Below are 25,943 nucleotides of genomic sequence, written 5' to 3'. Positions count from 1 at the left end.
GAAACGAACCCAAACATTTTTATGATGTTAGAAGAAAAAGATGATAACCTGCAAAACGCAGAAGGAAATTTAGAATCACAATCAACCAATGAAGTTGAAGCTACTGAAGCTAAAAATGAAGTTGAAAACACTGAAAGTGAAGAAGTTGTAGAAACTGAAAATGAAGTTGAAGCGGAAATTGAAGCTACCGAAGATGAAACTGCTGAAGTTAAAAGCGAGAATGAAGTTGAAACTACTGAAAATGAAACGATTGTAGAAACTGCTGAAGTTGAAAGTGAGAATGAAGTTGAAGCTGAAAACACTGAAAATGAAACTGTTGTAGAAACTGCTGAAGTTGAAAGTGAACAAGTTGCAGATGAATCAGAGCAAACGATAGAGGAACATCAAGAAGCTGTGAAGCAAGTCAGTGAAAGCGTTGCCGAAGATTCGGAAGATGAAAGTGCTAATAAACGCCACGAAATTCCTGTGCTAGAATATGATACTATGACTATGGAAGCATTGGTTGTAGAATTGGAAAAATTGGTGCAAAACGAGAAGGTTCAAGCAATAAAAGATCATGTTGATGGAATTAAATCTGAATTCAATCAAAAATTCAACGAAGTTTTAGAACAAAGTAAAGAAGACTTTTTAGCGGAAGGCGGTAATATTATTGACTTCCATTTTTCATTGCCAATTAAAGGAAAATTTAACGTCGCGTACAATGCATATCGCAGCAAACGCACAGATTATTATAAGAGTTTAGAGAAAGATTTACATGCCAATTTAGCAAGACGTTTAGCACTAATTGAAGAATTGAAAGGTTTGTTGAATGTGGAAGAAAACATCAACACAACGTATAAACAATTTAAGAAAATTCAAGAAGAATGGCGTACTGCGGGTTCTATTCCGAAAACGCAATACAATAATGTTTGGCGAACGTATCATCATCATGTAGAACGTTTTTACGACTTTTTACACTTGAATAGAGATCTTCGCGATTTAGATTTTAAACATAATTATACTGAAAAACAAAAAATTGTAGCACGTGCTGAAGAATTAGCGCAGGAAAATGATGTGATTCACGCATTCCGCGAATTGCAAAATTTACACAGACTTTGGAAAGAAGATATTGGTCCTGTTGCAAAAGAATTACGTGAAGACATTTGGAATAAATTCAGCGCAGCTACAAAGTCAATTCATGACAGGCGTCAAGATTATTTTAAAAATATTGATAAGGTTTACGAACAGAATTTAGTCGTAAAGGAAGAAATTATCGAGAAGATTAATGCTATTTCTACTGGAAGTTATACAGTTCACAATCAGTGGCAGAATAAGATTAAAGAGATTGAAAAGTTACGTGAAGAATTTTTCAAAGCAGGAAAAGTTCCGATTAAAGTTAACGAAGCAACTTGGTCAAAATTTAAGCATGCTGTTCGTGATTTTAATGCGAATAAAAATACGTTTTACAAGTCTTTAAAGAAAGAACAACAAGATAATTTAGCGAAGAAATTAGCGTTGATTGAGTTGGCAGAATCGTTGAAAGATAACGACGATTGGAATGATACGACGCCAAGAATGAAGAAAGTGCAAGCCGATTGGAAAAAGGTTGGACATGTGCCAAAGAAAATTTCTGACAAGGTTTGGAAGCAATTTAAAAATGCTTGTAATCACTATTTTGACAAGTTACACGCACAGAAAAACGAAGCTAATAAAGAGGAAGAAGAAGCTTTAGAGAAAAAGAAAGCGTTGTTAGAAGCAATGGAAACCCTAGAATTATCGGGCGATACGAAACAAGATATTGAAACGATTAAGGAAAAAATTGCCGAATGGAAATCCATTGGTCGTGTTCCGTTTAGCAAGAAAAATATTGATAATAAGTTCAATAAAGTTATTGACGGATTGTTCAAGAAATTGGATATTGACAAGCAAGAATCTGAGTTGATTAAGTATAGCAATCGATTAGATAATTTAGATGCAGAAAAGATTAATTCTGAGAAGATTTTTATTCGTAGAAAAACGGATGAGATTTCTGCCGAAATTCGTCAGTTGGAAAATAATTTACAGTTTTTCTCCAATTCGTCTTCTAACAGTCCAATGTTGAAAAAAGTACACCAAGATCTTGATAGACATAAGAAAGCGTTAGAAACTTGGAAAGGGAAATTGGATCAGTTGCGATCATTGTAGATTTCGCATTTCGCTCTGCTCGATGCTCAGTTATGAGTTATGAGTTATGAGTTATGAGTTATGAAATTATAGAATATTTTATATATACAAAAGCCGTTTAGTTAAAACTAAACGGCTTTTTTGATTTTTATTCCGAGTGCTGAGCGGAGTCGAAGTGCAGTTTCACACCAAATCATGGCTCACGGTTATGTGAAACCAAATCAAGTTTGGTTTGACGGAAACACTATTTTAAACACAGATCACAAACAAATAGACAAATGAACAAATGATTGAGCAAAGCGAAATCAACTCAAAACTGAAAACCGATAACCGACAACTGAAAACTACAACCTCTTAGCTTCTTCCCAGAAAACGTCCATTTCAGCAAGCGTCATATCTACGAGTTGTTTGTTTTGCGAAGCGGCTTTTTGTTCCAAGTATTGAAAACGCTTTATGAATTTCTTATTTGTGCGCTCTAATGCATTTTCAGGATCTATTTTGAGGAAACGTGCGTAATTAATCATCGAAAATAATACATCTCCAAATTCGGCTTCCATTGCTTCTTTGTCATTTTTTGCAACTTCTACTTTGAATTCTTCCAGTTCTTCTTCTAGTTTTTCCCAAACTTGTTCGGGTTTTTCCCAATCAAATCCTACGCCAGCAACTTTATCTTGAATTCGGTTTGCTTTTACCAATGCTGGTAAACTTTTTGGAACGCCTTGTAAAACCGATTTTTTTCCTTCTTTTAGTTTCAGATTTTCCCAATTCCGTTTCACTTCTTCTTCATCTTTTACCACAACATCACTGTAAATATGCGGATGACGATTGATGAGTTTTTCACAGATTCCGTTTGCAACATCTGCTATATCGAAATCGTTCGTTTCGCTTCCTATTTTTGCGTAGAATACGATGTGTAATAGTAAATCGCCGAGTTCTTGTTTGACTTCATTTAAGTCATTTTCCAGAATTGCGTCGCCTAACTCATACGTTTCTTCAATCGTTAAATGGCGTAAACTTTCGAGCGTTTGTTTTTTGTCCCACGGACATTGCGCGCGCAATTCGTCCATAATAGTTAACAAACGATCAAAGGCTTCTACTTGTGCTTTTCTGGAATTCATAAGGTTCGTTTAAGAATGACAAAATTACTGATTTTAATAAGAATCTTTATGTTTCATTCTATCAAAACTGACATTTACACTTTTGTTCAAATAAAACGGTATAGCTAAGAAAAGTGTTGTTTGTCAAAGTCTTATTGGGTACGATTTTTATTTTGGTTATTTTAGATGAAATTCTCACGTTATTTATGATTGAAAATATTATACCAAAAGAAACCATTGCCTATTATAATCGAAAATTTAAGATCGAAAAAGGATTTTTTAAAAATCTTTTCCTGCTTGTTAAAGACAATCCATCTAAACCGATAGATGAAATAGCTTCGACTTTTTTCAATGTGAATGTCATAAAAGTTGCTGAACTTGATGAAAAAAAAGTATATGGATTAATTTTCAATTCTCTGGAAAGAGTTTGCTATCATATTATCTGGTCTAACCAAGAATTATTCTCAAACATAAATTTTGCAAAACAAATCAATTGCACCAAACCACTACAAGAGGATTTAGAAAGGTTGGAAATAGAAATTGATTTTGATTTTTTTTATAATTACAAAAAAAATGAATTTATACAAAACTTTACAACTCTATTTCAAGAATGCATGATTACCATAGGAGTTGAAAAACTATTCGCTGGTAATTTAACATTCAATTTTGAAAGGCTTTTATATATCGCTATGATTAAGGAACGAAGTTCTAAAGATTATTACTATCAATCAATTGGGCAAGTTTATAAAAATGATCCTTTCAAAAACTTTACGCAACATAGAAAATCTCAAGAACTCTATTTACTGTACTTAACAAAGTTTTACACCTCAACAATCTTAGGCGATCAAAATGGTATGACATTAGCAAATTTATATGTCGCTCCAGATTTTTCCGTTTTTAAAGAATGTCTTACCAAAGAAGAGCAAAAAAACCGGTATCATAATGAACGAGTTTTTTGGAGTTTGGGAAACTATCGAAATGTGCACGACCTCATTTATGATTACACAGAAAATGAGATTCAAGATGAAAACACGCTTGAAAATGCTGCAGCCAATTGTTTGATGATTCTTGGATATCCTGGACAAGGAAAAACGTCTTTGTGTTACCGAACGTTGTATAATTTGATAGAAGAAAGAAGAAAGCTTGACACAAATTATTATCTTATTAAACTTCGTAATATTTCTGAGACTAAAGAATTAATCAATAATCCAATCAAGGTTATTTCTTCTTTTGTTGCTGATATTTTTGAAATAGAGTTTGAGCGCAAAGAAGAAAACCTTGTGATACTTGATGGTTTGGACGAATTGTATATGAAAGAAGGTTTAAATAGTAATGATATTGATGAATTTTGTAGAGAGTTGGGAAATGCTTCTACGCTTTTACCTAACACGAAATTCATTATCACTTCTCGGTACGGTTATGTAAATTTAGAGCGCTTGAAAAAGAACGAATTCATTGTTCTTTCGCTGAATGAGTTTGATGTTGAACGTCAGCAAGAATGGGTTGCAAAGTATCGCTTATTTCATCCAGATTCTAACTTAGATAGTAAACAATTGGAATACATCAACCAAAATATTGAACATGTTTCCGAGTTGATTCGCCAACCTATTTTGTTACATTTAATTTCTAAAGTAGAAATTGATTACGATGCACTTTCCAACAGGACAGATATTTACAATAAATTGTTTGATACTTTAATTGGACGAAAGTGGGAAAAGAAAGGACAGATTGATAATTTACTTGGACTTACTAAAACGAGTTTACGAAGATATATTAGAGATATTGCGCTTTCCATTTTTCAAGGTGATTACGAATATATTCGCAAAAAAGATTTGGAGGAATTACCAGCTACACAGAGTTTTTTAAATAAACTTGAAAAAGATAATTTAAGAGATTCTTTGAAAAGTATTATGATTTCCTTCTACTTTCAAGAAGTGAAACGAAAAAAAACAGATACTGTGGAAGAAGACAGTAGCAATTATGCCATTGAATTTTTACACAAATCTTTACAGGAATATTTAGTCGCTGAAAAGGTTTGGCATGGGTTTTTAGAATTAATTGATAAACGTGCCAACGGTGAATATTTTATTGATACTTGGCAAGATGCATTGGAACATATCAGCGACATTTTGAGTAGTAAAATTATATCAAAAGAAGTTACTGAATATTTGATTGAGTTGATTCAGAATGAAAAGGATATTAGACTCAAAAACGATTTAAAAGAACGTTTACAGCTATATTTTAATTCTTTTTTGAATGTAAATTTTCACGATTCGAATCGAAAAAAAAGTCCTCAAATTGAAAGCGCAATCAATACTTTTTATGGCTTTTGGACAATTTTTTCACATTTAGATATTGACAAAAATTATATTCCATCACAATATAAAGATACGTTTGTACAATTGTTAAAATGGTCACTTTCGCAACGGCATTTGTATTATAATTTGTCCTACCAAGATTTGAGTCATTCAAACCTGAAAGGTGTGAATTTTCATGAAGTTGATTTAAACCATACCGATTTATCATATTGCTCTTTACAAGGTGCATCATTTGAAAATGCATCTATCACTAAATCAAATTTTTATAGTTCTGAATTGCACAGAATTGACTTTTCGTATGCTATGATATATGATACAGACATTTCATATTGCACTTTGATCAACTGTAATCTTTCTAGTATTATTGTCGAAAAATGTGATTTCGCACATACAGATTTTTTAAAGTGTTTCTATTTAAGTGCGAGTTTTGAAAATTGCAATTTTACAGAAATTTCAAATATGAGTAAAGTAGATTTGTATTTGTGTGAAAAAATGATTGCTCCAAATAATTTAGATAAATTAATTAAAGATTCGCTTCCAGACGAAAAATTAACTAAGAATACATCAATTATTGGAAATGAATTATTCGAATGAAAATTTTTAGTTAAAATAAATTAATCAAAAAAAAATAGTAGAAAAGCTGAAACCGTTTTTTGGCACACTTTATGTCTACTCCTAAACCATATAAATACAGGATTTTAATAAAAATAATATTCAATTTCGTATTTTTGAAATCTTAAAACTAAAATAACAATGAAAAAAACACTAATCGCACTATGTATTCTATTCGTAGGATTCAATGTGCAAGCACAAGGGGCAGGAACTGAAGAAGACAAGGCGAAAGCTAAGAAAGTGATGGAAATGATGAGTAAAAAGGTTGACATCGATGTCGATGAAACACTTTTTACAGCTGTTACTCCAAATACGTATGTTTCTGAAAGTCCAAAAGCAGTGATCATGACAATGATGGTTCCTGAAACGTATGCAGCTTCTAAAGAGAAGATGAACGAAAACGAAACGGATAAATTTAAAGTAACCGATAGAGGTGAAAAAGAAATTAATGGCGTGAAGGTTTTGTATATGACTGGTACAAGCGAAGCAGAAGGAACAACGTTGAATAATACGATTTATTGTGTAGAGTACGATGCTGAAACATGTATTATGTTTATCGGAATGGTTGAAGAAGGTGCAGACAAAAAATACACTGACGCAGTTGCAAAAGCAGCAAATTCAGTGATTAAGAAAAAGTAATTTTACACTTTTATAGAACTAAAAAATCCAGCAAATTGCTGGATTTTTTTATGACTAAACTTTGTACTTGTGTGTTATTCTTCTTCTGAAGAAACTTCTTCCACAGAGAAATCTGTCATTCCTTTAGAATGTAACAAATTGTACCACTGAATTACTTTTTTAATATCACTTGGATATACTCTACTTTCATCGTAATCTGGTAATACTTCTGAAAAATAATTTGCTAATACTGTTTTTGATTCTTTATGATTTACAGACGTTATTGCACCATTTTCTTTCTCTTTTACTTTTTCTAAAACTTGTGCTAATGGAACTTCTTCCGTTTGCGTATAAATAGCAATTTCAGAAAGTAAACTCACGTTATGACGTAAACTTACAGAGATTTTTTTTCCATCAGTTAATGATTCTGCAACAAAACCATTACGTGTTTGTTTTTTTAATTCATAAAGTCCTGGTTTCCCAGAAATCGCTAATATTTTATCTAAACCCATAGTCTATTTTTTTCTAAATTTAGGATGGCAAATATACAGATTGTACGTTTCCCATCATTTTATTTCATCGTATTTTTTTGGCATCAGGAAAACGCATTTTGTAATCTACTTTTATGCGTCCGCGCGAAATGTTTGTCAATCTTCCTTTTAATAAACGCCTTTTTAGTGGAGATAGTTTATCAGTAAATAAAATTCCTTCGATATGATCGTATTCATGCTGAATGACTCTTGCCGCCAAACCATCATATTCTTCTACATGCTTTTCAAAGTTTTCGTCCATGTATTCAATTTTGATACTTTCCGGACGGAAAACATCTTCACGAACATCTGGAATACTCAAACAACCTTCATTGAAAACCCACGGTTCACCATCGCGCTCAGTAATTTTTGCGTTGATAAACACTTTTTTCATGCCTTCTAATTGTTTACGTTGTTCTTCGCTTAGTTCTTCATCTTCTGCAAAACCAGTCGCATCAATCATAAACAAACGAATTGGCAATCCTATTTGTGGTGCTGCCAATCCTACACCATACGCATTGTACATGGTTTCAAACATATTTTCGAGCAGCGTATCTAAATTTGGATATTCGGGTGTAATATCTTCGGATACTTTTCGTAAAACTGGATCGCCAAAAGCGACAATTGGTACTATCATATTCGTATTATTTGTATAGATAAGATTGCAAAATAATCGTTGCACTTATTTCATCTATTAAACTTTTATTTTGACGTTGTTTCTTTTTCAATCCGCTATCAATCATGGTTTGAAACGCCATTTTTGAAGTAAAACGTTCGTCTTCACGTTTTATTGGAATTGTTGGAATTGCTTTGGTTAACAATCGAATGAATTCTACAATTAAGACTTCACTTTCGGAAGCTTCATAATTCATTTGTTTCGGTTCTCCTACCAAAAACAGTTCCACTTTTTCTTTGGCAACATATTCTTTTAAGAATGGAATCAAATCGTGCGTACGAACTGTCGTTAAACCAGAAGCAATGAGTTGCATCTCGTCGGTAACGGCAATTCCCGTTCGTTTCTTTCCATAATCAATTGCTAGAATACGAGCCATATAAAATTTTGGCAAAAATAAGGTTTATATTTTAATGTGAATAAAGATTGGCGGAATTATTATTTTAGACATGTTGGATTACTTGGATTGAGGGAAGTCGAAATGTTGGATTGCTTGCATTGAGCGAAGTCGAAATGTTGGATTGTTGGATTGTTGGATTGTTGGATTGTTGGATTGTTAAAATGTATGTCTTTACGGGAAACCGTTATGAATTTCAAAATTTGCTTATTAATTTTATTAAAAAACTTTAATTAAATTAATTATGTCAGAAAAACCAGGTCCATCGTCAGTTTTCCAAGTTACACTTTTTATAGCAGCGATTATTTTTATTGTTTTTATGAATAAAATTGAACCCTTTTCCAGCTTTGGTTTTTGGAAAAAAGTACTTGTTTTCATTGTTACAAGTTTTACTACAATGATAATTTATGCTATTGCAACTAGCATTATTACAGCTATATATAAAGCCTTAATAGAAATAGTTGTAGTGATTTTAATATTATTCAATGCCATATTTATTGATTCAATATTTTATGGAATCACACCAATGTTTGATAATAATAATAGTGAAGGAGTAAATATATTTACAGCACTTCTCACACTACTCATTCTTGATATAATAATCATCATTGTACTACTTCCACTTGCTAGAATCGCAAAAAGCAATGTGTTTGACAAAGATTTTTTTGATTAGATATTTTTTCAATTTAAACAAAATTATTTCTCAACAAGTATATCAATTTTCATTAAAAAACAGGAACTTGGTCAAAATTTAAAGCTAATACCAAATTCTTGGAAAAAACCACACGCATACATTCCCTAGATTCTTTACGCGCCATTATGATGTTGCTTGGCATTTTGTTGCATTCCGCAGTGACGTATAATGTAACAGATCATGGTGAAGTTTGGAATTTAAAAGATCCTGAATCTACACATATTGCCACCGATTTTTTAGTTTTGTTGATACATTCCTTTCGAATGCCAATCTTTTTTCTGATTGCAGGTTTTTTTGGTGCGATGCTTTTTTACGAGCGAAAACCATTCAAAATGATTCAAAATCGTGTGTCACGAATTGTATTTCCGTTTGTTGTATTTCTGTTAATCTTAACGCCAATTCTTGGATTTGTATTTCGATATTCAAATTTTGCGTTTAGCGGTTTGCCAGATGCTTTCGCGAAAGCAATTGCTCCTTTTACTGAAATCTCCAGCTACTTACCAAATGGAACGGCGCATTTATGGTTTTTATATTACTTAATCTATACGACAGGATTTTCAGTTTTACTGGCATTACTCATGAAAAGAATCCCAAAAGTGACTTCCAAAATTACAAAAGTGTTTGATTGGATTATTCAGAAACCATTCGTACGAATTGTATTTTTTTCAGGAATCATGTTTGCGATACTTTCAGTTTTAAAAACACCAATGATTGCAGCTTCAACTTCTTTAATTCCGAATGCTGAAACCTTTATTTGTTATCTATTTTTCTATATAGTCGGCTGGATTTTATACAAGTCGAAACAACATTTAGATACAATTATGCACTACGATTGGTTGTGTGTAATTCTCGGAATTATATTAGTGATAAGTCAAGGTGTGCTTATTCAATATTCAGGATTAGACTTGAAACCAACGAGTAATTCTTCGCTCTTAATTCTTTTTAGCGCGTTGATTGTTTGGTTATTTATTTTCGGAATCACAGGACTTTTCATTCGGTACGGAAGTAAACATTCCGCGCGGATGCGTTACATTTCAGATGCTTCATATTGGGTATATTTAATTCATTTACCACTAACGATTATCTTACCAATTGCAGTCTGGAAGTTACCTATTGGAGCCATTCCAAAGTTTTTATTAGTCACATTTTTAACTACAGTAATTTGTTTTGTAACGTATCATTTTTTCGTTCGAAACACATTTATCGGGAAATTTTTGAATGGAAGAAAGTATGCTAAAAACAAAAAGTGAACGCCGAAACGTTCACTTTTTCTTAATTTATTAAAAATTTACATCTCATCTCTAATATAATCACATATTACACCTTCGGTACATGTTAAAGATGGACAAGATAAACATGACCAACAAGAAAGTACAGTAAGAGTCGGTACACTTGCAGCGGCTCCTGCTTTTACTTCGTTTTTACTTAAATTAGAGATAGATTTTTTGTTTAAGTTTAAATTTTTAAGATTTCTTTTTTTCATGGTATAAAGTTTTATGGTTAATTAAATTTTAATGATGAGCATATTCCACCGTTTGTAAAATTGATAGTTGAATAAGATAAAATGACTAATACCAATTATCACTTAAAATGCACCTAATAATTTGTTTCTATTGCGCCCATATTTCAATATAAAATAAAACCGTAACGATGCTATGCTTTGATTTTCTATTTCATCTGGAAACACTATAATTCAAATTATTTTAGGCTCCTTTTAAATAATAATTGGTATAACAAGAGGTAACTGTATAAATTGTAGCAGTTTCAGGCTTGATTCCTTTTGTTTATTTGTTACTTAATTAGAAACAAAGAGCTTTAAAATACGAGTATAAAAACAAAAAGTGAACGTCGAAACGCTTACTTTTCTTAATCTATTAACGTGAGTTCGACATAAGTTTACTCAAATAAAATTTTGAACACATTTTCGCAATAAGTAATAAGTGTCTCATTTTCATATCATTATTTTCGTTTTCTTTGCTCGCACAAAGAAAAGAAACAAAAGAAAGTGCGCTTTTCCAGAGGTATTTTTAGTTTTTCTTTTAGGGAAAAACTAAAACCGCATGATTTTTTCTAAATTTTCTCCAAGGATTCGAAAATTCTTAACGAAAAATCCCTGCTATACTGCGGAAAAGCCAAAAAAAACTCTGAAATTTTATATCGAACTCAGGTTATTAGAGTTTTTCTTTTATAAAATCACATACAACACCTTCTGAACAGGTTAAAGATGGACATGAAAGATTTGACCAACAAAATGCTGTTAGTACTGTTCCTCCTTTAATTTCGTTTTTACTTAAATTAGAGATAGATTTTTTGTTTAAGTTCAAATTTTTAAGATTTCTTTTTTTCATGGCATAAAGTTTTTGTGGTTATGTATTACTCAATATTATGTTAACTAAATTGAATACACAACAAATGATTCTCGGCATTTATAAATTTAGAGTAGCTTATTTACTAGATGATTCTTAACAAATAACAAACTGTTTAAAAACCATAAATTTCTTCTAAAATTGATAGAATCTGTTAGATATTTCTTTTTTGTCTAAATATTCTCTGGAAGATTTTATATTTGCACTTCCACGCTATTCAGCACACGCGTGAAGGATAGAAGCGGCATCCTTTTTGGCACATTGAGCATTATTGAAATCAAAATACATTTTGATTGATAATACCTAGCGTAGCTATCGAAATGAACCAAAAAGATACAGCGAATAGCCTGACCTCCGTTTTTTCGGAGGACACGCCCAAAAAATATATAAAAAGTTACTAAAAACACAGATACATGATCGCACTAAAAGAAGCCATTGAAAACGCTTGGGAAAACCGAGAATTATTGAAAAATTCGGATACACAAGCCGTAATTCGAAAGGTAATTGACTTATTGGATGTTGGAGAATTGCGCGTTGCAGAACCAACTTCAACTGGTTGGCAAGTGAACGAATGGATTAAAAAAGCAGTCGTTTTATATTTCCCGATTCAGAAAATGGTAACGATGGAAGCTGGAATTTTTGAATTTCACGATAAAATTCCACTGAAAAGAGGATATGCCGAAAAAGGAATCAGAGTTGTTCCACATGCGATTGCACGTCATGGCGCGTACATTTCTAAAGGTGTGATTATGATGCCAAGTTATATAAATATTGGCGCATATGTTGACGCTGGAACTATGGTTGATACGTGGGCAACTGTTGGAAGTTGTGCGCAAATTGGTAAAAACGTACATTTATCTGGCGGCGTTGGAATTGGTGGCGTTTTAGAACCTTTGCAAGCGGCACCAGTTATTATTGAAGATAATGCTTTTATTGGCTCCAGATGTATTGTCGTGGAAGGCGTTCGGGTTGAAAAAGAAGCCGTTTTAGGCGCAAATGTTGTGTTGACAGCTTCTACAAAAATTATAGATATTACTGGCGATGAACCAATTCAAATGAAAGGAATTGTGCCTTCTCGATCAGTGGTAATTCCGGGAAGTTATACGAAAAAATTTCCTGCAGGAGAATATCAAGTTCCATGTGCATTAATCATCGGGAAACGTAAAGAAAGTACGAACAAAAAGACGTCTTTGAATGATGCTTTGCGCGAACATGATGTAGCGGTTTAGCCTTCGAGTGCCTCAGGCTACTTAGATCGTTGGACTTTGTTAGACTAGCTTGGATTGTTGGACTTATTGGACAAAGTAAACTGAGCGGAGTCGAAGTTTAGAAAATATATAATTGTGGGCTGAGATTTTCTCAGTCCGCTTTTTTATGAATAAAAATCGAAAATATCTAGATGCGACCAAAAGCAAAGCGAGTCTAACAGTAAAATTTTAGTTTAAAAGTTGAAAGGTTTATAAGTTTATCTAATATGTAAATAATTCACATACCAAAATACCAAAAGCGTAGTGATACTAAAAGCAAAGTCGTTTCCAAAAGCGACAGCGATACTAATATTCCAAAAGCAAAGCGAGTCTAAAAATCTAAGAGCGTAAGCGATCCAAAAGCAGAGCGAATCCAAACTCATAACTCATAACTCATAACTCAATACTAAAAAACTACTTCTTCTTCAAATATTTCTTCTTCAAATACTTTTTGCGATTAATTTTCCGCTTGAATTTCGTACTGTGTTTGAGTAATACATCTTGTACTTCGTAGAGTTGTTTGTTGGCAAGTTCTGAATAACGCTTACTAATAATATGAACCATTTGTTTGGAAAGCCACAAACGTTTTAGGTTTTCCATGCGTTTGTCAAGATTCATGGATTCAAACTTCATTCGGTTCAAATCGATTAGATAAAAATCATAGTTATTGTCTCGTTTTACAACCAACGTGTTTCCTGGAGAATGATCTAAAAAGTTGACGTTATTTTCATGCAACTGAAAGCAAAATTCGGCAAACTGTTCCAAAATAATTCGGCGATCTTTAAATAATGGATCGTGAATTAACGCGCGAAAATCGAAATCATAGTTAATATGTAAACTCACATAATAACTTTCTTTCAAGCCAAAAGCGGAATAATTTTCCACATACGCAATTGGAAAAGGCGTTTTTATGGCATTCAACAATAACTTTTCTGCATATTCAAATGAACGTTTTGCTTTTGAAGGTCTGATAAATTTATACACAAAACTATTGAATACTTTCGGCACACGAAACGATTTCACATTTATCTTTTCGCCTTGTAAATTAAACGATTTAATTACGTTTCGTTCGCCTTTAGTTACATATTCACCGTTGGTTTCAAATGCATTGATAAAAGCGAGTAATTCGTCTCTTTTATCTTGATATTTTGCGTGAATATGTACGATTTGCATACTATAAAGTTATTTTTCAAAGATATGTGAAATTGACAGAAATAAAATAAAAATTATAAATAGATGAAATGAAATTTTAATAAACCCCGAAAAAATAATATTTTGCACATATTGCCTGTTTCATCAATTATACTACATGAAAAAAATATTAATTATACAGAATAAACGTATTGGAGATGTCTTGATAAGTTCTGTAATTGCGAATAATATTAAAAAAGTATTCCCCGAAAGTCGTGTAGATTTTATGGCGTATGACTTTACCACAGGCGTTTTAGAGAACAATCCGAATATTGATAACATCATTCCGATCAATGAAAAGGAACTGAAAAAGATTCCAAATTTGATTAAAATGATTTTCAAAATTCGAAAAGCTAAGTATGATATCATTTTTGATCCGTATTCCAAATTGCAAAGTCGCTTGATTTGTTATTTTTCAAAAGCTGCATACAGAATTGGAAATAAACGAAAACATAAAAAATTACCGCTTCACTTCTATTCGCATCCGATTAATTTATTAGACGAAAAAACACAAATTTGTGGAAAAGCAATTGAAGATCGAATCAATTTGATTACGTCGGTTTTTCCGTTGAAGAATCCTGATTACGAACCAAAAATCACACTAACGGAAGCTGAAAAAAATTATAAAAAACTTGACAATTACAAACATCCTGTGTTGATGTTGGGCATTTTAGGAAGTACACCACAAAAATCAATGCCGTACGAATACATTGCCGAATTGGTTGATTATATTACCTCGAATTATAAAGTTCATATTTTGTTTAATTATGCGCCGAATCAAAAAGTGGAAGCAGATAAAATTTATGAGCTTTGCGCGAATAAGCAAAGTATTATTTTGGACATTTATGAAGATAGTATTCGCGGTTTTGTGCGATTAATGTCTGCATGCGATTTAATGGTTGCGAATGAAGGTGGAATAGTTCACATTGCGAAAGCGTTGAACAAACAAACGTTTACGATATTTTCTCCGTATGTAAATAAAGATCATTGGGCGAGTTTTGAAGATGGGAAACAACACGAATCCATTCATTTATTAGAGGAAAAACCCGATTTATTTGATACGTTTACATTTGAAGAACGCAAGAAAATTGAAGAAAATCCGCATGATTTATACAAACAATTAACACCTGAAATGATTATTCCGAAGTTGGAACAATTTTTAGCGTTACACTTAAAAAAATAGCATGAATATCATAGATAAATTTCATAATTGGCGCAGAAAACAACGTTGGAATAAGCAATATAAAAAAGGGCGTTGGGACAATTTGCGCAATCCGATTGAAGCTTCTCGTTACAATACGATTATCAATTTTATTAAATCGCACGGAAAAAAACAACCAAGTATTCTTGATTTAGGTGCTGGCGAAGGCGTTTTAAACGAATATTTAGATGCTGAAATGTTTAGTTATTTTTTAGGAATGGATTTTTCCGATGTCTCGATTCAAAAAGCAAAAACCAAAAACTTTCCGAAAGCCGAATTTGTCACTGCGGATATTCACACGTATAAACCAACGCGTAAGTTTGATGTGATAATTTTTAATGAAGCATTTTATTATGTACATGAAACTGAAAAGCAACACGTTCTTGACCGAATGTTATCACATTTAGAAGAAAACGGAATTTTGATTGTCTCTATTTACCGTGAAGGAATTGGTTGTTGGGAATACTTCGAAAAACTACAACAACTCGATTTTTCTACGGTAAAAACGGATGAAGAGAAAACGTATTGGAAAGTTGGAGCATATAAATTATAAGTGTTGAATGCTAAATTTTAAATTTTTAGCTAGTTGTGGGAAGCTGAATCACATTTCGACTTTGTTCAATGTAAAAGTTCAGCTTGACGAAATATAGATTGAAGTTCTAATTCTCACATACACAAAACGTCATTTGGAATGATTTTCGACAGAAAATTGTGCTTGGGTAAACTCAGCAGAACTATCGATGAATAGTATAAAATCAAAGTAGTTTTTCTATGTTTGATTGTTAATTTTGTTAGAAAGTTCATCTTATGAAAAAAGTATATTCTATATTTCTAAAAAACATTAAAATTGGAACTACTTTCCTTGAAAAAGCTGATGCGCCGATGGGCGTTGTTTTTGGTGAAATAACTTTTTTATCTGATCATTTTGGATACGATTATTTTAAAAAATTTTGCAATGAACACGCAATAGAACTGGTTTGTGATGATCCAGAAGAAAAATTCCTAGACACTTCAACAATTAAAAATTTAATAGTAAAATCTGAAGAAAATACAGAAATTATAGGTATTGGGAATCAAATAACGGGTTCTGATCAACTTGCATTTGAAATTTCAATTTATGGTATTTCATATCCTTTTTACGAAGAAGAATTTTCGCATCATGTGAAAGCATATCACGAGCAGTTTAAATAAGAAAATATTCTAAAAACTCAAACCCTGCATAACGAATGGATTCCTGCCTTCGCAGGAATGACAAAAACTCACAACTGATAACTGACAACTATTTGATGATTCCAAAATCCGTCCACTTCTTATTCTCGTCTTTCGTAGTTTTTCGGATCGCTAAGTTTTTATTAATCGATTCTTGGTTTTTATAACCTCTCGGATGATCTAAATGTACACAAACCGCGCTGTATCTAATTTGCTTACTTTTTAATCCGTAGTTGAATAAACGTTCGCCGAGTTCTCTATCTTGTCCGCCATATTGCATGCGTTCGTCGAATCCGTTAATGGCAACAATATCTTTTTTCCAACCAGAAGAACTATGTCCATTCCAGCTTGCATTTGTTGGTGTAATTGCATTTAGAAAGCGAGATTTTAAGCCAGCCGAAGTCAATTTATTGTTCTTAAAGGAAGTTTTTAAACCGTGTTGCTTCAACCATGCAACATCAAAACAATTGCCTTCGTAAATATCTTCTTTGGTTATAAGTTCTGAAATATTCATTGGAAGCATAAAGTATCCTCCCGAAAGGAAAAAACCTTCTTCACGCTGCTTTACATGTTGTTCTACAAAATCCGCGCGCGGAATGCAATCGCCATCCGACATTATGATGTATGGCGAACTACATTTTACAATGGCTTTATTTAAGATTTGTGACTTCTGAAATCCGTTATCTTCATGCCAAACATGCACAATTGGGTAAAAGACTTCTTTGCTTATTTTTTCGATTAAATCGATGGTTTCTTGTTTCGAACCATCATCAGCAATTACAATTTCGAACAATCGATACGTTTGATTGTTATATCCGTGCAAAACTTTCGCCAACCACTCAGGAGAGTTGTACGTACTTATAATTATGGAAGTGTCTATTGTTGTCATACAGACTGCAAATATAAAGTTTTTTAGTAAATTTGTGTTTTAAATTTATCATGCCAACACTATCTGTCATAATTCCAACGTATAACGAAGCTTTGTATCTAAAAGATGCTCTGTATTCGGTGCAATTTGCGGATGAAATTATTGTGATCGATTCACTTAGTACAGACGAAACAGTTGCGATTGCAGAAGCACATAATTGCAACGTAATTTCTAGGAAGTTTGATAATTTTTCCAATCAAAAAAATCATGCATTGCAATTTGCTACGTGCGATTGGGTTTTGTTTTTAGATGGAGACGAACGCATAACGTATCAACTTCAAAAAGAGATTATTGCCGCGATAAATTCGGGAAATCATACAGCGTATAAATTGAATTTTCCGCACTTTTACATGAATCGTTTTTTGTATCATCATAACAACGATGTAACGCGTTTGGTTATTCGTGAAAAGTGTCATTTTGAAGGAAATGTGCATGAAAAATTGATTGTTGACGGAACTGTTGGACAGTTAAAAAACAAAGTCCTTCATTACACATATAAAGGTTTATTACATTATATCAGCAAAAAAGATACATATGCGTGGTTTCAAGCAGAACGCATGTTGGAAAAAGGTAAAAAAGCCACGTATTTTCATTTGGCTTTTAAACCTATGTACCGTTTTTTCCATGAATATATTGTAAAACGTGGATTTATGGATGGCGTTCCTGGTTTGGCTGTCGCCGGAATTAACGCGTATGGCGTTTTTTCACGCTATGTAAAATTGATTTTACTTCAAAAAGGAATCAAGTAAAGCTTGATTAAAGATCATACTACTACTATTCGTCTACGAATTCCCTTTCATTTATCTAAAAAATCAAACTGCTGAACAATTTCATTGTAGTTTTGAGCAGTGTATTTTTATAAATACATTACCCTTTTTTAGTATTAGCAAAAGAGTTCTTCCCTAAAGAACTCTTTTGTCTTTTAATACTAAAACAAAAAGAAGCGAGATTTCCCATACCGCAATTTGGACTTGAATTTCGATAAAGAATCTTCTCCTTTAATATCAATACGTTGTACTTCGTAATTATCTTTGAAAGGAAATGTATTTACCCGATTTCCAATTCGCAATCCGAATGCAACTTTATGTTTTAATAAGGAGTTAAAAAACACATCTTTCTCAGGATTTTTTCGCGGATATTTCCCATACGGATATGCCAATATATTACTCACATTCAACTGATTAGAAACAATAAATTCTTTGCATTTTTCGAAATCTTCATCAATTTCTTCAGTAGATAATTCGTGGTATTTTTTGTGCGAAAACGAATGTAAACCCAATTCAATCGTAGCTTCGTCCATACTTTTTAATTGCGCAACAGACATCAATTTTTCATTTCCAGTATTCCATTCGTCAACTCCATTAACGTATTTGAAAGGAATGAAGAAACTTGCTTTCAATCCATATTTTTGCAATAACGGATATGCCAATTCCAATTGATTTACGTAGACATCATCGAATGTAATAATCACGGCTTTTTCAGGAAAATCAGTGGTTGATTTCATGTTTTGCAATTTTCTAAAATGCAGACTTGTATATCCGTTTTCTTTTAAATAGCGGAATTGCGCTTCTAAATTTTCGGTAGAAATCGTTAAATTTTTACTTTCAGAAGCTTTTGTGGAAACTCCGTGATACATTAAAATTGGTAATTTTGGCATAGGTTTTTGTTAAAAATTCAAAGATTCAAGGATTCAAAAATTCAATGTTGCATTTAGTACAGTCGAGATGTTTATTAAATTATATATCAACTGTTTTAGCTTCTTATGTGATGCTGAATCACACTTTGGCTTCGCTCAGTGTAGAAGTTCCGCACGTGGTTCAGCATGACGTAATTTGATTTCTAAAAGCGTCAATTCGAGTGCTTATTTATCCTATCGGTTACAACCGAAATAGATAAAAATTTGTATCGAGAATCTTATTTTGAACGCTTCAAGAATTACAATCTTTCAATGTTTAAATTCTTAAATCTTTTAATTTACTTAAATCCTCGTAAAATTATTACTTTTGTTCGTAGAATATCATTTTCAACGGAAAAAAAGTAGCTGAATCTTTATATGAACACAAAAATTAGTGCTTTAGCGATTACATATAATGAGGAAGATCATATTGAAAACTATATTCAACAACTTTCCTTTGCCGATGAAATTATCATCGTGGATTCGTTTAGTACTGATAAAACTGTAGAACTTGCCAAAAAATACAATGTCACGCTGATTCAACGCAAATTTGATGATTTTTCGAAGCAGAAAAATTTTGCCATCGATCAAGCTAATAATGATTGGATTGTCTTTTTTGACTTGGATGAAGAAGTTCCGAAAGCATTAGCTGACGAAATTATTTCTACTGTAAATTTAGCAAATCCAGAGAAAGCATATCGTGTTAAACGTGATTTCCATTTCATGGGAAAACGAATGAAATATAGTGGTTTTCAAACTGATATTTCGGTGCGATTGTTTCACAAAAATTATTGTCGTTACAACGGAAAACCTGTTCATGAAACGATTGAAACTACCGAAAATATTGGATTATTAGAACATGCTGTTGCGCATCAAACGTATAAAAATTTTGACAATTACAATCAAAAACTAAGTCATTACAGTCGTTTGCAAGCGGAAGCATTATATAAGAAAAATGTACGTCCAAATGTGTATCATTTTATTTTTAGACCTTTCTATCGTTTTATTCACCAATATTTTTTGCGCTTTGGCTTTTTGGATGGAAAAGAAGGATTTATTTTGTGTTATGTGCATGCGTTTTCAGTGTTTAAACGCTATTTGCAATTATGGACTATGTACCGAAAAATAGACTAAAATGAAGAACGTTTTTTTAGAATCTCACAATATTAAAAACCTACATTTTGGGTTTGGACAGTTTAATTATCATTTGATAAAAGGACTGTATCAAGCTGAAATTGATGATTTTAAAATGACGCTTCACGCGAAAAACCTCAGTAAATTACAAAACGAATTTGGAAATTACTTTGATTATAAAAAATATCAATCATTTCGGCGATATCCATTGTTACGAATTCGTAAAAAGTATGATTTATGGCATTCGCTGAATCAAAATATAAAGATTGAACCATATCACGATATTCCGTATTTGTTGACGGTTCATGATGTGAATTTCATTGAAGAAGAATCGAGCGATATGAATCACGAACGCAATGTCCGTTTTCGCGAAAAGCTAGAACGAAGTAGCGCAATTACATATATTTCAAATTTTGCAAAAGCGTCTACGCATGAACATTTTGACGTTCCAAACGTTCCTGAATACGTGATTTATAACGGAAATCCGATTCGTGAAGTCACACTTCCTCAAAATCATCAACCAAAACAAATTTCTAAAAGACCGTTTTTATTTTCTATTGGCGAATTTACTCCACGGAAAAATTTCCATACATTAGTAGAAATGTTGGCACTTCTCCCCGATTTTAATTTAATCCTTTCGGGAAATAATACTACAGAATACGCAAGCGGAAAACTCGCAGAAACGATTCAGAAACACAATTTACAAGATCGTGTGCTAATTACAGGCAAAATTGACGATTTAGACAAACAATATTACCTGCAAAATTGCACTGCTTTTGTATTTCCGTCGTTGCGAGAAGGTTTTGGAATTCCTCCAATTGAAGCCATGCGATTCGGAAAACCTGTCTTTTTATCACACAATACATCGTTACCAGAAATTGGTGGCGAGCACGCATTTTTTTGGGAAAATTACGATCCGAAATATATGGCTGAAGTTTTTGAAAAAGGAATGCATACGTTTGAAAACAACAAAGAAAGCTATGAAAAAGCATACATAAAACGTGCAAAAAGATTTGATTGGAATGCAACTGCGAAGCAATATGAAGATGTGTATCGGAGTTTGATTTAATAAATTGAAAGATTGAAAAATTCAAAGATTGAAAGATTGAAAAATCACCGTTGTGGGAAGCTGAATCTAGTTTGCTTTAGGTCGCTTTACTTTTGGGTTTTGGGTCTTTCGTCGCTTCGAGTAATTTTTTGAATGAAATGAAGAAAATTGTATCGAGAAGTCCTTTTATAATTAAAATACCTTTTTTACTTCAAATTAGTTCTCGATACTTCGTCTTCGACTCAACTCGAACTGACGCCTTGAATAAATGAACAATCGTCACTTCGCAACCCCAAAAATCGGCTTCACCCAATTTTCAATTTTATAGTTTGATAGAATTGTTTCGTCAATTTCCATATATGGAGAAGTCACAAAATCTTCGGGAATTTCTATGTTATTTTCGTCTACAACGAGAATGTTTTGCGAATGATAGAAATCGTAGTTTACAATATCTTTATTGGTTGTAATCAACTTTTTACGATGTCCTAACGCTTCAAAGATTCGAAATGACAAACCAACTTGTTCCGTTCGTTGAATTTCCACAATGATTTTTGCTTTCTGAATCAACTCGGAAACTTCTAAAATTGATTTCTGCGTCGTGATAATTTCCACATGTTCCGCAGGCATTTCGCTTCCGTTGTAAACCTGAATGTTGTAAGTCCATTTGTGTTGCTTCAAATAGTTTGCTAGATTTTCAAGCAATGGAAAACGATAATCATTCGTAGAAATGTTGAAGAATTGATAGTCGTATTTAACATGATTGCTTTCTTCAAAAATATAATTCGTCAAAAAAGACAAGTTATATGTTGACACATCTAAACGATCGTAACTATATATTTTATCAAACATTGGAATGAGATCTACTTTTCGTGGAAAACGGCGTGTGCTGTCGTAATAATACGCAATGAATTTGTTTGTGAAGCTTTTTATGAAATTCAATAAGTCATCAGATAATATATCTGGACGAATGATAAAAATTTCATCTTGTTTGCCCAGTTTTTCAATTGATTTTTTAATTCTATCCGTGACAAACGTCTTTTTCAAGTTCTTTCCTAAAAACAATTTCGAAAAGAAATTCTGCGCTTTGTGAAACGTATTTTTATATGAAAATGCAGGTTGATCTAGGTATAAAATCTCCGCATCAATAGTTTTATATTGTTGTAAAGCCTTTTGAATATGCGCCGTGTAACCGAACGCAAAAGGCGCAATGATGAGTATTTTTTTAGGAGAATTCAATTAGACAATAATTCCCAATCCGTTGCAATGTGGATAGTTGTACACGCGTTTTCCTGTCGCTTTTGCAATGTCAATTACTGCACGTCGTACTTCTGGAAAGCTTTCTGTATCATGAAAAACAGTACATTCACTATGTTGTGCTGCCCACAATCCGCATTCGTAGGTTTCTTTGTAATTGTGAACAATATCTACATGCGAAAAGTTGTATTGCTTTGTATCTTTTTGAATCCAATCACGGTAATCTGACTTGATTAATTCAATATTTGTAAACTCCGCTAACGAAGCTTTAGTTTTATCGTAATGATCTCCTTTATGATCTGTATGTTCGTCTCCGATAAAAATATCAATTCCTTTTACTTCTTTGAAATAGTTTGAAAACACAACGGAAGAATAGCCAAATTCCACTCCAAATTCGATACAAGAATCGCGACCAATATTGAAACGCTCCAAAATATCTTCAATAATTAATTCCAATCCAGCCCAAGCTGTAACCATTTCCACCATTTTTTCAGGCTTGGTTTTTTTGATAGGAACATAGGTTTCCATTGGTAATCTTTTATGTAAAAGGTATTTTTTTAATTTTGATCGAAGTCCCATAATTGTGGTTTGTGTTTGCGCAAAAGTATAAAATTCAATCCAAATTATGTAATTTTGCTCAACAACTGCATTTATGAAAGATATTTCTATTGTTATCATCAATTACAACACGGCAAAATACACGCTAGAATGTGTAGCTTCCGTTATTAAATTCACAGACAAATCGTTGTCGTATGAGATTGTTGTAGTTGATAATAATTCCAAACTTGAAGATTTTTTACATTTAGAAGAAAATTTCCCAAAACACGCACATGTTTCTTTACATAGAAGTGTGATTAATACTGGTTTTGGCGGCGGAAATATGTTTGGTGCACAATTTACCAACGGAACCTATATTTTGTTTTTGAATAATGATGCAATGTTGCAAAATGATTGTTTGTCAATTTTGCATTCCTATATGGAAAAACATCCAAAAGTTGGTGTGACAACTGCTCAAAACTACGACGAACATAATAAACATGTGATTTCGTTCGATCATGATAAAGGAATCAGAAAGTTGTTATTAGGTAGAAGTTTCTTAGAAAAAAATTGGTCAAAGCAGTTTCCAAAACGCAAAAAAGAATATACCGAACCTATTTCAGTAAACTTCGTAAACGGTGCGTTTATGTTTTTTAGACGCGATATTTTTGAGAAAGTTGGCGGATTTGACACTAATATTTTTCTCTATTTTGAAGAAATGGACATTTGTTTCCGCATGAGACAGCATAATTATACAAGTGTGTTAATTCCAGAAGCAAAAATACTGCATTATCAAGGCGTCAGCACAGGCGTTTCTGAGGCAATTAGCAAAGAAGGAATGTTGTCACATATGTATGTAATTCGAAAAAATTACTCGTACGCAAAGTATCTTTTTATTCGGATGTATTATTGTTTGAGTTTCCTCATCAAACCTAAAAAATGGTTTATGCTTTCGTTGGTTTGGAAAGGTGCACATTTGTCTGAATCGTTGAAACAAAAACAGCAAATTCGATTTTAATCATGACAGAAGAAATCAACAAAGCATTTGATCAGTTACAATCGGGAAACACCATTTTATATCCAACAGATACAGTTTGGGGATTGGGTTGCGATGCTACAAATGCGGAAGCTGTCGCTAAAATTTACGCATTGAAAAATCGTGAAGAAAGCAAAGCATTGATTTGTTTGGTAAGTGATATTCGCATGTTGGAACGTTATATTGAAGAAATTCCAGAAGTTGCCTACGAATTATTGGAAGCAACAAATACTCCAACTACCATTATTTACGATAATCCTGTTGGTATTGCTAAAAATTTAGTTTCGGCAGATAAAACATTGGCAATCCGAATTCCTGATGATGAATTTTGCCAGAAACTCATTCGAAAATTCAAACGTCCAATTGTGTCAACTTCGGCAAATATCGCAGGACAACCAACGCCTAAAACCTATAAAGAAATTAGTCCTGAGATTTTAAAAGGTGTTGACTATGTTGTAAATTTGCAAAACAATAAAAAAGCCTCCAAACCTTCAACAATTATTCAATTGCGATCGAATGGAGAGATTAAGGTTATTAGAGCGTAATGTAGTCGCTCGTTGTTAGTTATTAGTTGTTTGAAAGCTAACAACCAACAACAAAAAACTAACAACAAAATTCAATGAATTACAAAGAAGCATTACAACTCGATATATTTTCAACAATTTCAAAAGCAGCAACCGAATTACAGCTTGAAACGTATGTAATTGGTGGTTTTGTGCGTGATTTTTTATTGAAACGCGGCGACGCAAAAGATATTGACATTGTTGCTGTTGGAAGCGGAATTGCGCTTGCCAAAAAAGTAGCTTCACTTCTTCCTGGAAAACCAAAAGTACAAGTGTTTAAAAGTTATGGTACTGCCATGATTAAAACGAAAGAGATTGAGATCGAGTTTGTAGGCGCACGAAAAGAAAGTTACGAACGCGGAAGTAGAAATCCTGCGGTGGAAAATGGAACGCTTCAAGATGATCAAAATCGGCGCGATTTTACAATGAATGCAATGGCGTTAAGCCTGAACGAAACCACTTTTGGAGATTTACTCGATCCGTTTAACGGTTTGCAAGACCTAGAAGATCAACGGATTGTAACGCCACTTGATCCTGATATTACGTATTCGGACGATCCGTTACGAATGATGCGCGCCATCCGATTTGCTTCTCAATTAAATTTTACTATTGATGCGGTTTCGTTGGAAGCAATTACACGAAATTCCAATCGGATTGAGATTATTTCGGAAGAACGAATTGTGGTCGAATTGAATAAAATTTTATTAAGTAATACACCTTCAACTGGTTTTATATTATTAGAAAAAACTAACCTTTTAGGTCATATATTACCAGAATTAGTCGCTTTAAAAGGAATTGACGAAAAAGATGGGCAAACACATAAAGACAATTTTTATCACACGTTGGAAGTCGTAGATAATATTTCTGAAAACACAAATGATGTTTGGTTGCGTTGGGCAGCTTTGTTACACGATATTGGAAAAGCGCCAACCAAACGTTTTCATAAAAAGATTGGTTGGACATTTCATGGACATGAATTTATTGGTGGAAAAATGGTTCGTAAACTCTTTAAGCGTTTGAAAATGCCACTGAATGAAAAAGTGAAGTTTGTTGAAAAAATGGTGATGATGAGTTCGCGACCAATTGTGTTATCACAAGATGGAGTTACGGATTCTGCGGTTCGTCGTTTGGTATTTGATGCAGGCGATTATGTCGAAGATTTGATGACACTTTGCGAAGCAGATATCACTACAAAAAATCCTAGAAAGTTTAATAAGTATCACAATAATTTCAAGATTGTTCGTGAGAAGATTGTGGAAGTTGAAGAACGCGATCATGTGCGAAATTTTCAGCCGCCAGTTTCTGGTGAAGAGATTATGGAAGCTTTTAACTTGAAACCTTCCCGAGAAATCGGAATCATTAAAGATGCTATTAAAGAAGCCATTTTAGAAGGCGAAATTCTAAATGAACACGAAGCAGCATATCAATTTATGCTTGCCAAAGGAAAAGAATTAGGTTTAGTCAAAAACTAAG

26 protein-coding genes are annotated in these 25,943 nt (G+C 32.8%); 15 read left to right on the top strand and 11 right to left on the bottom strand.

The window, feature by feature from the left end; all coding sequences use genetic code 11:
- Positions 1-21: 21 nt before the first annotated feature.
- The gene (locus IMCC3317_RS21355; protein WP_317172558.1) at positions 22-2,163 is read left to right on the top strand and encodes a DUF349 domain-containing protein; all 2,142 of its coding nucleotides are present in this window, start codon (positions 22-24) and stop codon (positions 2,161-2,163) included.
- Between the two features lie 323 nt (positions 2,164-2,486).
- Here the strand turns inward: IMCC3317_RS21355 and mazG are convergent, their stop codons facing one another.
- Positions 2,487-3,260: a nucleoside triphosphate pyrophosphohydrolase gene (gene mazG / locus IMCC3317_RS21350; protein WP_160131498.1), complete on the bottom strand. Its 774-nt coding sequence runs from the start codon at positions 3,258-3,260 to the stop codon at positions 2,487-2,489.
- A gap of 185 nt (positions 3,261-3,445) precedes the next feature.
- Between mazG and IMCC3317_RS21345 the strand changes: the two genes are divergently transcribed.
- Positions 3,446-6,151, top strand: a complete 2,706-nt coding sequence (locus IMCC3317_RS21345) for a pentapeptide repeat-containing protein (protein ID WP_160131497.1) — start codon at positions 3,446-3,448, stop codon at positions 6,149-6,151.
- A gap of 159 nt (positions 6,152-6,310) precedes the next feature.
- Complete coding sequence (locus IMCC3317_RS21340) at positions 6,311-6,808, top strand: hypothetical protein (RefSeq protein ID WP_228054875.1); 498 nt, start codon at positions 6,311-6,313, stop codon at positions 6,806-6,808.
- Positions 6,809-6,882: 74 nt separating this feature from the next.
- On the opposite strand, the gene IMCC3317_RS21335 is transcribed toward IMCC3317_RS21340, so the two are convergent.
- The 3 genes from IMCC3317_RS21335 to ruvX all read right to left on the bottom strand — a co-directional run bounded on the left by IMCC3317_RS21335 (position 6,883) and on the right by ruvX (position 8,369).
- Entirely contained in the window at positions 6,883-7,299 is a 417-nt protein-coding gene (locus IMCC3317_RS21335) for a DUF5606 family protein (RefSeq protein ID WP_160131496.1), read from the bottom strand.
- A gap of 64 nt (positions 7,300-7,363) precedes the next feature.
- Positions 7,364-7,954, bottom strand: coding sequence for a peptide deformylase (gene def, locus IMCC3317_RS21330; protein WP_160131495.1), 591 nt, complete (start codon positions 7,952-7,954; stop codon positions 7,364-7,366).
- A 7-nt stretch (positions 7,955-7,961) separates the two neighbouring features.
- Positions 7,962-8,369: a Holliday junction resolvase RuvX gene (ruvX, locus tag IMCC3317_RS21325; protein ID WP_160131494.1), complete on the bottom strand. Its 408-nt coding sequence runs from the start codon at positions 8,367-8,369 to the stop codon at positions 7,962-7,964.
- Positions 8,370-8,631: 262 nt separating this feature from the next.
- On the opposite strand from ruvX, the gene IMCC3317_RS21320 reads away from it, so the two are divergent.
- Both IMCC3317_RS21320 and IMCC3317_RS21315 read left to right on the top strand, forming a co-directional pair.
- Positions 8,632-9,060, top strand: a complete 429-nt coding sequence (locus IMCC3317_RS21320) for a hypothetical protein (protein WP_160131493.1) — start codon at positions 8,632-8,634, stop codon at positions 9,058-9,060.
- A gap of 98 nt (positions 9,061-9,158) precedes the next feature.
- Entirely contained in the window at positions 9,159-10,331 is a 1,173-nt protein-coding gene (locus tag IMCC3317_RS21315) for an acyltransferase family protein (protein ID WP_228054873.1), read from the top strand.
- A 38-nt stretch (positions 10,332-10,369) separates the two neighbouring features.
- On the opposite strand, the gene IMCC3317_RS21310 is transcribed toward IMCC3317_RS21315, so the two are convergent.
- Positions 10,370-10,564, bottom strand: coding sequence for a hypothetical protein (locus IMCC3317_RS21310; RefSeq protein ID WP_160131492.1), 195 nt, complete (start codon positions 10,562-10,564; stop codon positions 10,370-10,372).
- 688 nt (positions 10,565-11,252) lie between these two features.
- Complete coding sequence (locus IMCC3317_RS21305) at positions 11,253-11,429, bottom strand: hypothetical protein (RefSeq protein WP_160131491.1); 177 nt, start codon at positions 11,427-11,429, stop codon at positions 11,253-11,255.
- A gap of 431 nt (positions 11,430-11,860) precedes the next feature.
- Here IMCC3317_RS21305 and IMCC3317_RS21300 point away from each other — a divergent pair, with 431 nt between their 5' ends.
- On the top strand, positions 11,861-12,676 hold the full coding sequence (locus tag IMCC3317_RS21300; RefSeq protein ID WP_160131490.1) for a 2,3,4,5-tetrahydropyridine-2,6-dicarboxylate N-succinyltransferase: 816 nt from the start codon (positions 11,861-11,863) through the stop codon (positions 12,674-12,676).
- Positions 12,677-13,108: 432 nt separating this feature from the next.
- On the opposite strand, the gene IMCC3317_RS21295 is transcribed toward IMCC3317_RS21300, so the two are convergent.
- On the bottom strand, positions 13,109-13,867 hold the full coding sequence (locus tag IMCC3317_RS21295) for a lipopolysaccharide kinase InaA family protein (protein WP_160131489.1): 759 nt from the start codon (positions 13,865-13,867) through the stop codon (positions 13,109-13,111).
- A 136-nt stretch (positions 13,868-14,003) separates the two neighbouring features.
- On the opposite strand from IMCC3317_RS21295, the gene IMCC3317_RS21290 reads away from it, so the two are divergent.
- The 3 genes from IMCC3317_RS21290 (at position 14,004) to IMCC3317_RS21280 (ending at position 16,277) form a co-directional block, all read left to right on the top strand.
- Positions 14,004-15,068 carry a glycosyltransferase family 9 protein gene (locus IMCC3317_RS21290; RefSeq protein WP_160131488.1) on the top strand — a complete coding sequence of 355 codons (1,065 nt, stop codon included), beginning with the start codon at positions 14,004-14,006 and terminating at the stop codon, positions 15,066-15,068.
- Position 15,069: 1 nt separating this feature from the next.
- Complete coding sequence (locus IMCC3317_RS21285; protein WP_160131487.1) at positions 15,070-15,639, top strand: class I SAM-dependent methyltransferase; 570 nt, start codon at positions 15,070-15,072, stop codon at positions 15,637-15,639.
- 254 nt (positions 15,640-15,893) lie between these two features.
- On the top strand, positions 15,894-16,277 hold the full coding sequence (locus IMCC3317_RS21280; protein WP_160131486.1) for a hypothetical protein: 384 nt from the start codon (positions 15,894-15,896) through the stop codon (positions 16,275-16,277).
- Between the two features lie 88 nt (positions 16,278-16,365).
- Here the strand turns inward: IMCC3317_RS21280 and IMCC3317_RS21275 are convergent, their stop codons facing one another.
- A complete protein-coding gene (locus tag IMCC3317_RS21275; protein ID WP_160131485.1) occupies positions 16,366-17,184 on the bottom strand; it encodes a glycosyltransferase family 2 protein in 819 nt (272 codons plus the stop codon).
- A 50-nt stretch (positions 17,185-17,234) separates the two neighbouring features.
- Here IMCC3317_RS21275 and IMCC3317_RS21270 point away from each other — a divergent pair, with 50 nt between their 5' ends.
- Positions 17,235-17,972 carry a glycosyltransferase family 2 protein gene (locus IMCC3317_RS21270; RefSeq protein ID WP_160131484.1) on the top strand — a complete coding sequence of 246 codons (738 nt, stop codon included), beginning with the start codon at positions 17,235-17,237 and terminating at the stop codon, positions 17,970-17,972.
- A 179-nt stretch (positions 17,973-18,151) separates the two neighbouring features.
- Here the strand turns inward: IMCC3317_RS21270 and IMCC3317_RS21265 are convergent, their stop codons facing one another.
- Positions 18,152-18,880 carry a polysaccharide deacetylase family protein gene (locus IMCC3317_RS21265; protein ID WP_160131483.1) on the bottom strand — a complete coding sequence of 243 codons (729 nt, stop codon included), beginning with the start codon at positions 18,878-18,880 and terminating at the stop codon, positions 18,152-18,154.
- Between the two features lie 396 nt (positions 18,881-19,276).
- On the opposite strand from IMCC3317_RS21265, the gene IMCC3317_RS21260 reads away from it, so the two are divergent.
- Positions 19,277-20,032 (top strand): glycosyltransferase family 2 protein, encoded by a 756-nt coding sequence (locus tag IMCC3317_RS21260; RefSeq protein WP_160131482.1) that lies wholly within the window; start codon positions 19,277-19,279, stop codon positions 20,030-20,032.
- A gap of 1 nt (position 20,033) precedes the next feature.
- The gene (locus IMCC3317_RS21255) at positions 20,034-21,101 is read left to right on the top strand and encodes a glycosyltransferase family 4 protein (protein WP_160131481.1); all 1,068 of its coding nucleotides are present in this window, start codon (positions 20,034-20,036) and stop codon (positions 21,099-21,101) included.
- Positions 21,102-21,359: 258 nt separating this feature from the next.
- Here the strand turns inward: IMCC3317_RS21255 and IMCC3317_RS21250 are convergent, their stop codons facing one another.
- Together IMCC3317_RS21250 and IMCC3317_RS21245 are read right to left on the bottom strand one after the other, a co-directional pair.
- Positions 21,360-22,316: a hypothetical protein gene (locus IMCC3317_RS21250; RefSeq protein WP_160131480.1), complete on the bottom strand. Its 957-nt coding sequence runs from the start codon at positions 22,314-22,316 to the stop codon at positions 21,360-21,362.
- Positions 22,317-23,012, bottom strand: coding sequence for a class I SAM-dependent methyltransferase (locus IMCC3317_RS21245; RefSeq protein ID WP_228054871.1), 696 nt, complete (start codon positions 23,010-23,012; stop codon positions 22,317-22,319). It lies immediately after the preceding gene.
- Between IMCC3317_RS21245 and IMCC3317_RS21240 the strand changes: the two genes are divergently transcribed.
- The 3 genes from IMCC3317_RS21240 to IMCC3317_RS21230 all read left to right on the top strand — a co-directional run bounded on the left by IMCC3317_RS21240 (position 22,987) and on the right by IMCC3317_RS21230 (position 25,942).
- Positions 22,987-23,889 carry a glycosyltransferase family 2 protein gene (locus IMCC3317_RS21240; protein ID WP_160131479.1) on the top strand — a complete coding sequence of 301 codons (903 nt, stop codon included), beginning with the start codon at positions 22,987-22,989 and terminating at the stop codon, positions 23,887-23,889. The genes IMCC3317_RS21245 and IMCC3317_RS21240 overlap by 26 nt on opposite strands.
- Before the next feature lie 2 nt (positions 23,890-23,891).
- Entirely contained in the window at positions 23,892-24,452 is a 561-nt protein-coding gene (locus tag IMCC3317_RS21235; protein WP_160131478.1) for an L-threonylcarbamoyladenylate synthase, read from the top strand.
- A 74-nt stretch (positions 24,453-24,526) separates the two neighbouring features.
- A complete protein-coding gene (locus IMCC3317_RS21230) occupies positions 24,527-25,942 on the top strand; it encodes a CCA tRNA nucleotidyltransferase (protein ID WP_160131477.1) in 1,416 nt (471 codons plus the stop codon).
- Position 25,943 lies beyond the last annotated feature (1 nt).

Source organism: Kordia antarctica (assembly GCF_009901525.1).
Classification (GTDB): Bacteria; Bacteroidota; Bacteroidia; order Flavobacteriales; family Flavobacteriaceae; genus Kordia; species Kordia antarctica.
This window is presented reverse-complemented; position numbering and strand designations above follow the sequence as displayed.

Coding starts and splice junctions, on each gene's coding strand:
- IMCC3317_RS21240 (WP_160131479.1), top strand. CDS start 22,987: ATGAAAGATATTTCTATTGTTATCATCAATTACAACACGGCAAAATAC.
- IMCC3317_RS21235 (WP_160131478.1), top strand. CDS start 23,892: ATGACAGAAGAAATCAACAAAGCATTTGATCAGTTACAATCGGGAAAC.
- IMCC3317_RS21265 (WP_160131483.1), bottom strand. CDS start 18,880: ATGCCAAAATTACCAATTTTAATGTATCACGGAGTTTCCACAAAAGCT.
- IMCC3317_RS21320 (WP_160131493.1), top strand. CDS start 8,632: ATGTCAGAAAAACCAGGTCCATCGTCAGTTTTCCAAGTTACACTTTTT.
- IMCC3317_RS21355 (WP_317172558.1), top strand. CDS start 22: ATGATGTTAGAAGAAAAAGATGATAACCTGCAAAACGCAGAAGGAAAT.
- IMCC3317_RS21340 (WP_228054875.1), top strand. CDS start 6,311: ATGAAAAAAACACTAATCGCACTATGTATTCTATTCGTAGGATTCAAT.
- mazG (WP_160131498.1), bottom strand. CDS start 3,260: ATGAATTCCAGAAAAGCACAAGTAGAAGCCTTTGATCGTTTGTTAACT.
- IMCC3317_RS21280 (WP_160131486.1), top strand. CDS start 15,894: ATGAAAAAAGTATATTCTATATTTCTAAAAAACATTAAAATTGGAACT.
- IMCC3317_RS21260 (WP_160131482.1), top strand. CDS start 19,277: ATGAACACAAAAATTAGTGCTTTAGCGATTACATATAATGAGGAAGAT.
- IMCC3317_RS21270 (WP_160131484.1), top strand. CDS start 17,235: ATGCCAACACTATCTGTCATAATTCCAACGTATAACGAAGCTTTGTAT.
- ruvX (WP_160131494.1), bottom strand. CDS start 8,369: ATGGCTCGTATTCTAGCAATTGATTATGGAAAGAAACGAACGGGAATT.
- def (WP_160131495.1), bottom strand. CDS start 7,954: ATGATAGTACCAATTGTCGCTTTTGGCGATCCAGTTTTACGAAAAGTA.
- IMCC3317_RS21305 (WP_160131491.1), bottom strand. CDS start 11,429: ATGAAAAAAAGAAATCTTAAAAATTTGAACTTAAACAAAAAATCTATC.
- IMCC3317_RS21285 (WP_160131487.1), top strand. CDS start 15,070: ATGAATATCATAGATAAATTTCATAATTGGCGCAGAAAACAACGTTGG.
- IMCC3317_RS21310 (WP_160131492.1), bottom strand. CDS start 10,564: ATGAAAAAAAGAAATCTTAAAAATTTAAACTTAAACAAAAAATCTATC.
- IMCC3317_RS21255 (WP_160131481.1), top strand. CDS start 20,034: ATGAAGAACGTTTTTTTAGAATCTCACAATATTAAAAACCTACATTTT.
- IMCC3317_RS21290 (WP_160131488.1), top strand. CDS start 14,004: ATGAAAAAAATATTAATTATACAGAATAAACGTATTGGAGATGTCTTG.
- IMCC3317_RS21230 (WP_160131477.1), top strand. CDS start 24,527: ATGAATTACAAAGAAGCATTACAACTCGATATATTTTCAACAATTTCA.
- IMCC3317_RS21295 (WP_160131489.1), bottom strand. CDS start 13,867: ATGCAAATCGTACATATTCACGCAAAATATCAAGATAAAAGAGACGAA.
- IMCC3317_RS21345 (WP_160131497.1), top strand. CDS start 3,446: ATGATTGAAAATATTATACCAAAAGAAACCATTGCCTATTATAATCGA.
- IMCC3317_RS21275 (WP_160131485.1), bottom strand. CDS start 17,184: ATGACAACAATAGACACTTCCATAATTATAAGTACGTACAACTCTCCT.
- IMCC3317_RS21300 (WP_160131490.1), top strand. CDS start 11,861: ATGATCGCACTAAAAGAAGCCATTGAAAACGCTTGGGAAAACCGAGAA.
- IMCC3317_RS21335 (WP_160131496.1), bottom strand. CDS start 7,299: ATGGGTTTAGATAAAATATTAGCGATTTCTGGGAAACCAGGACTTTAT.
- IMCC3317_RS21245 (WP_228054871.1), bottom strand. CDS start 23,012: ATGATAACAATAGAAATATCTTTCATAAATGCAGTTGTTGAGCAAAAT.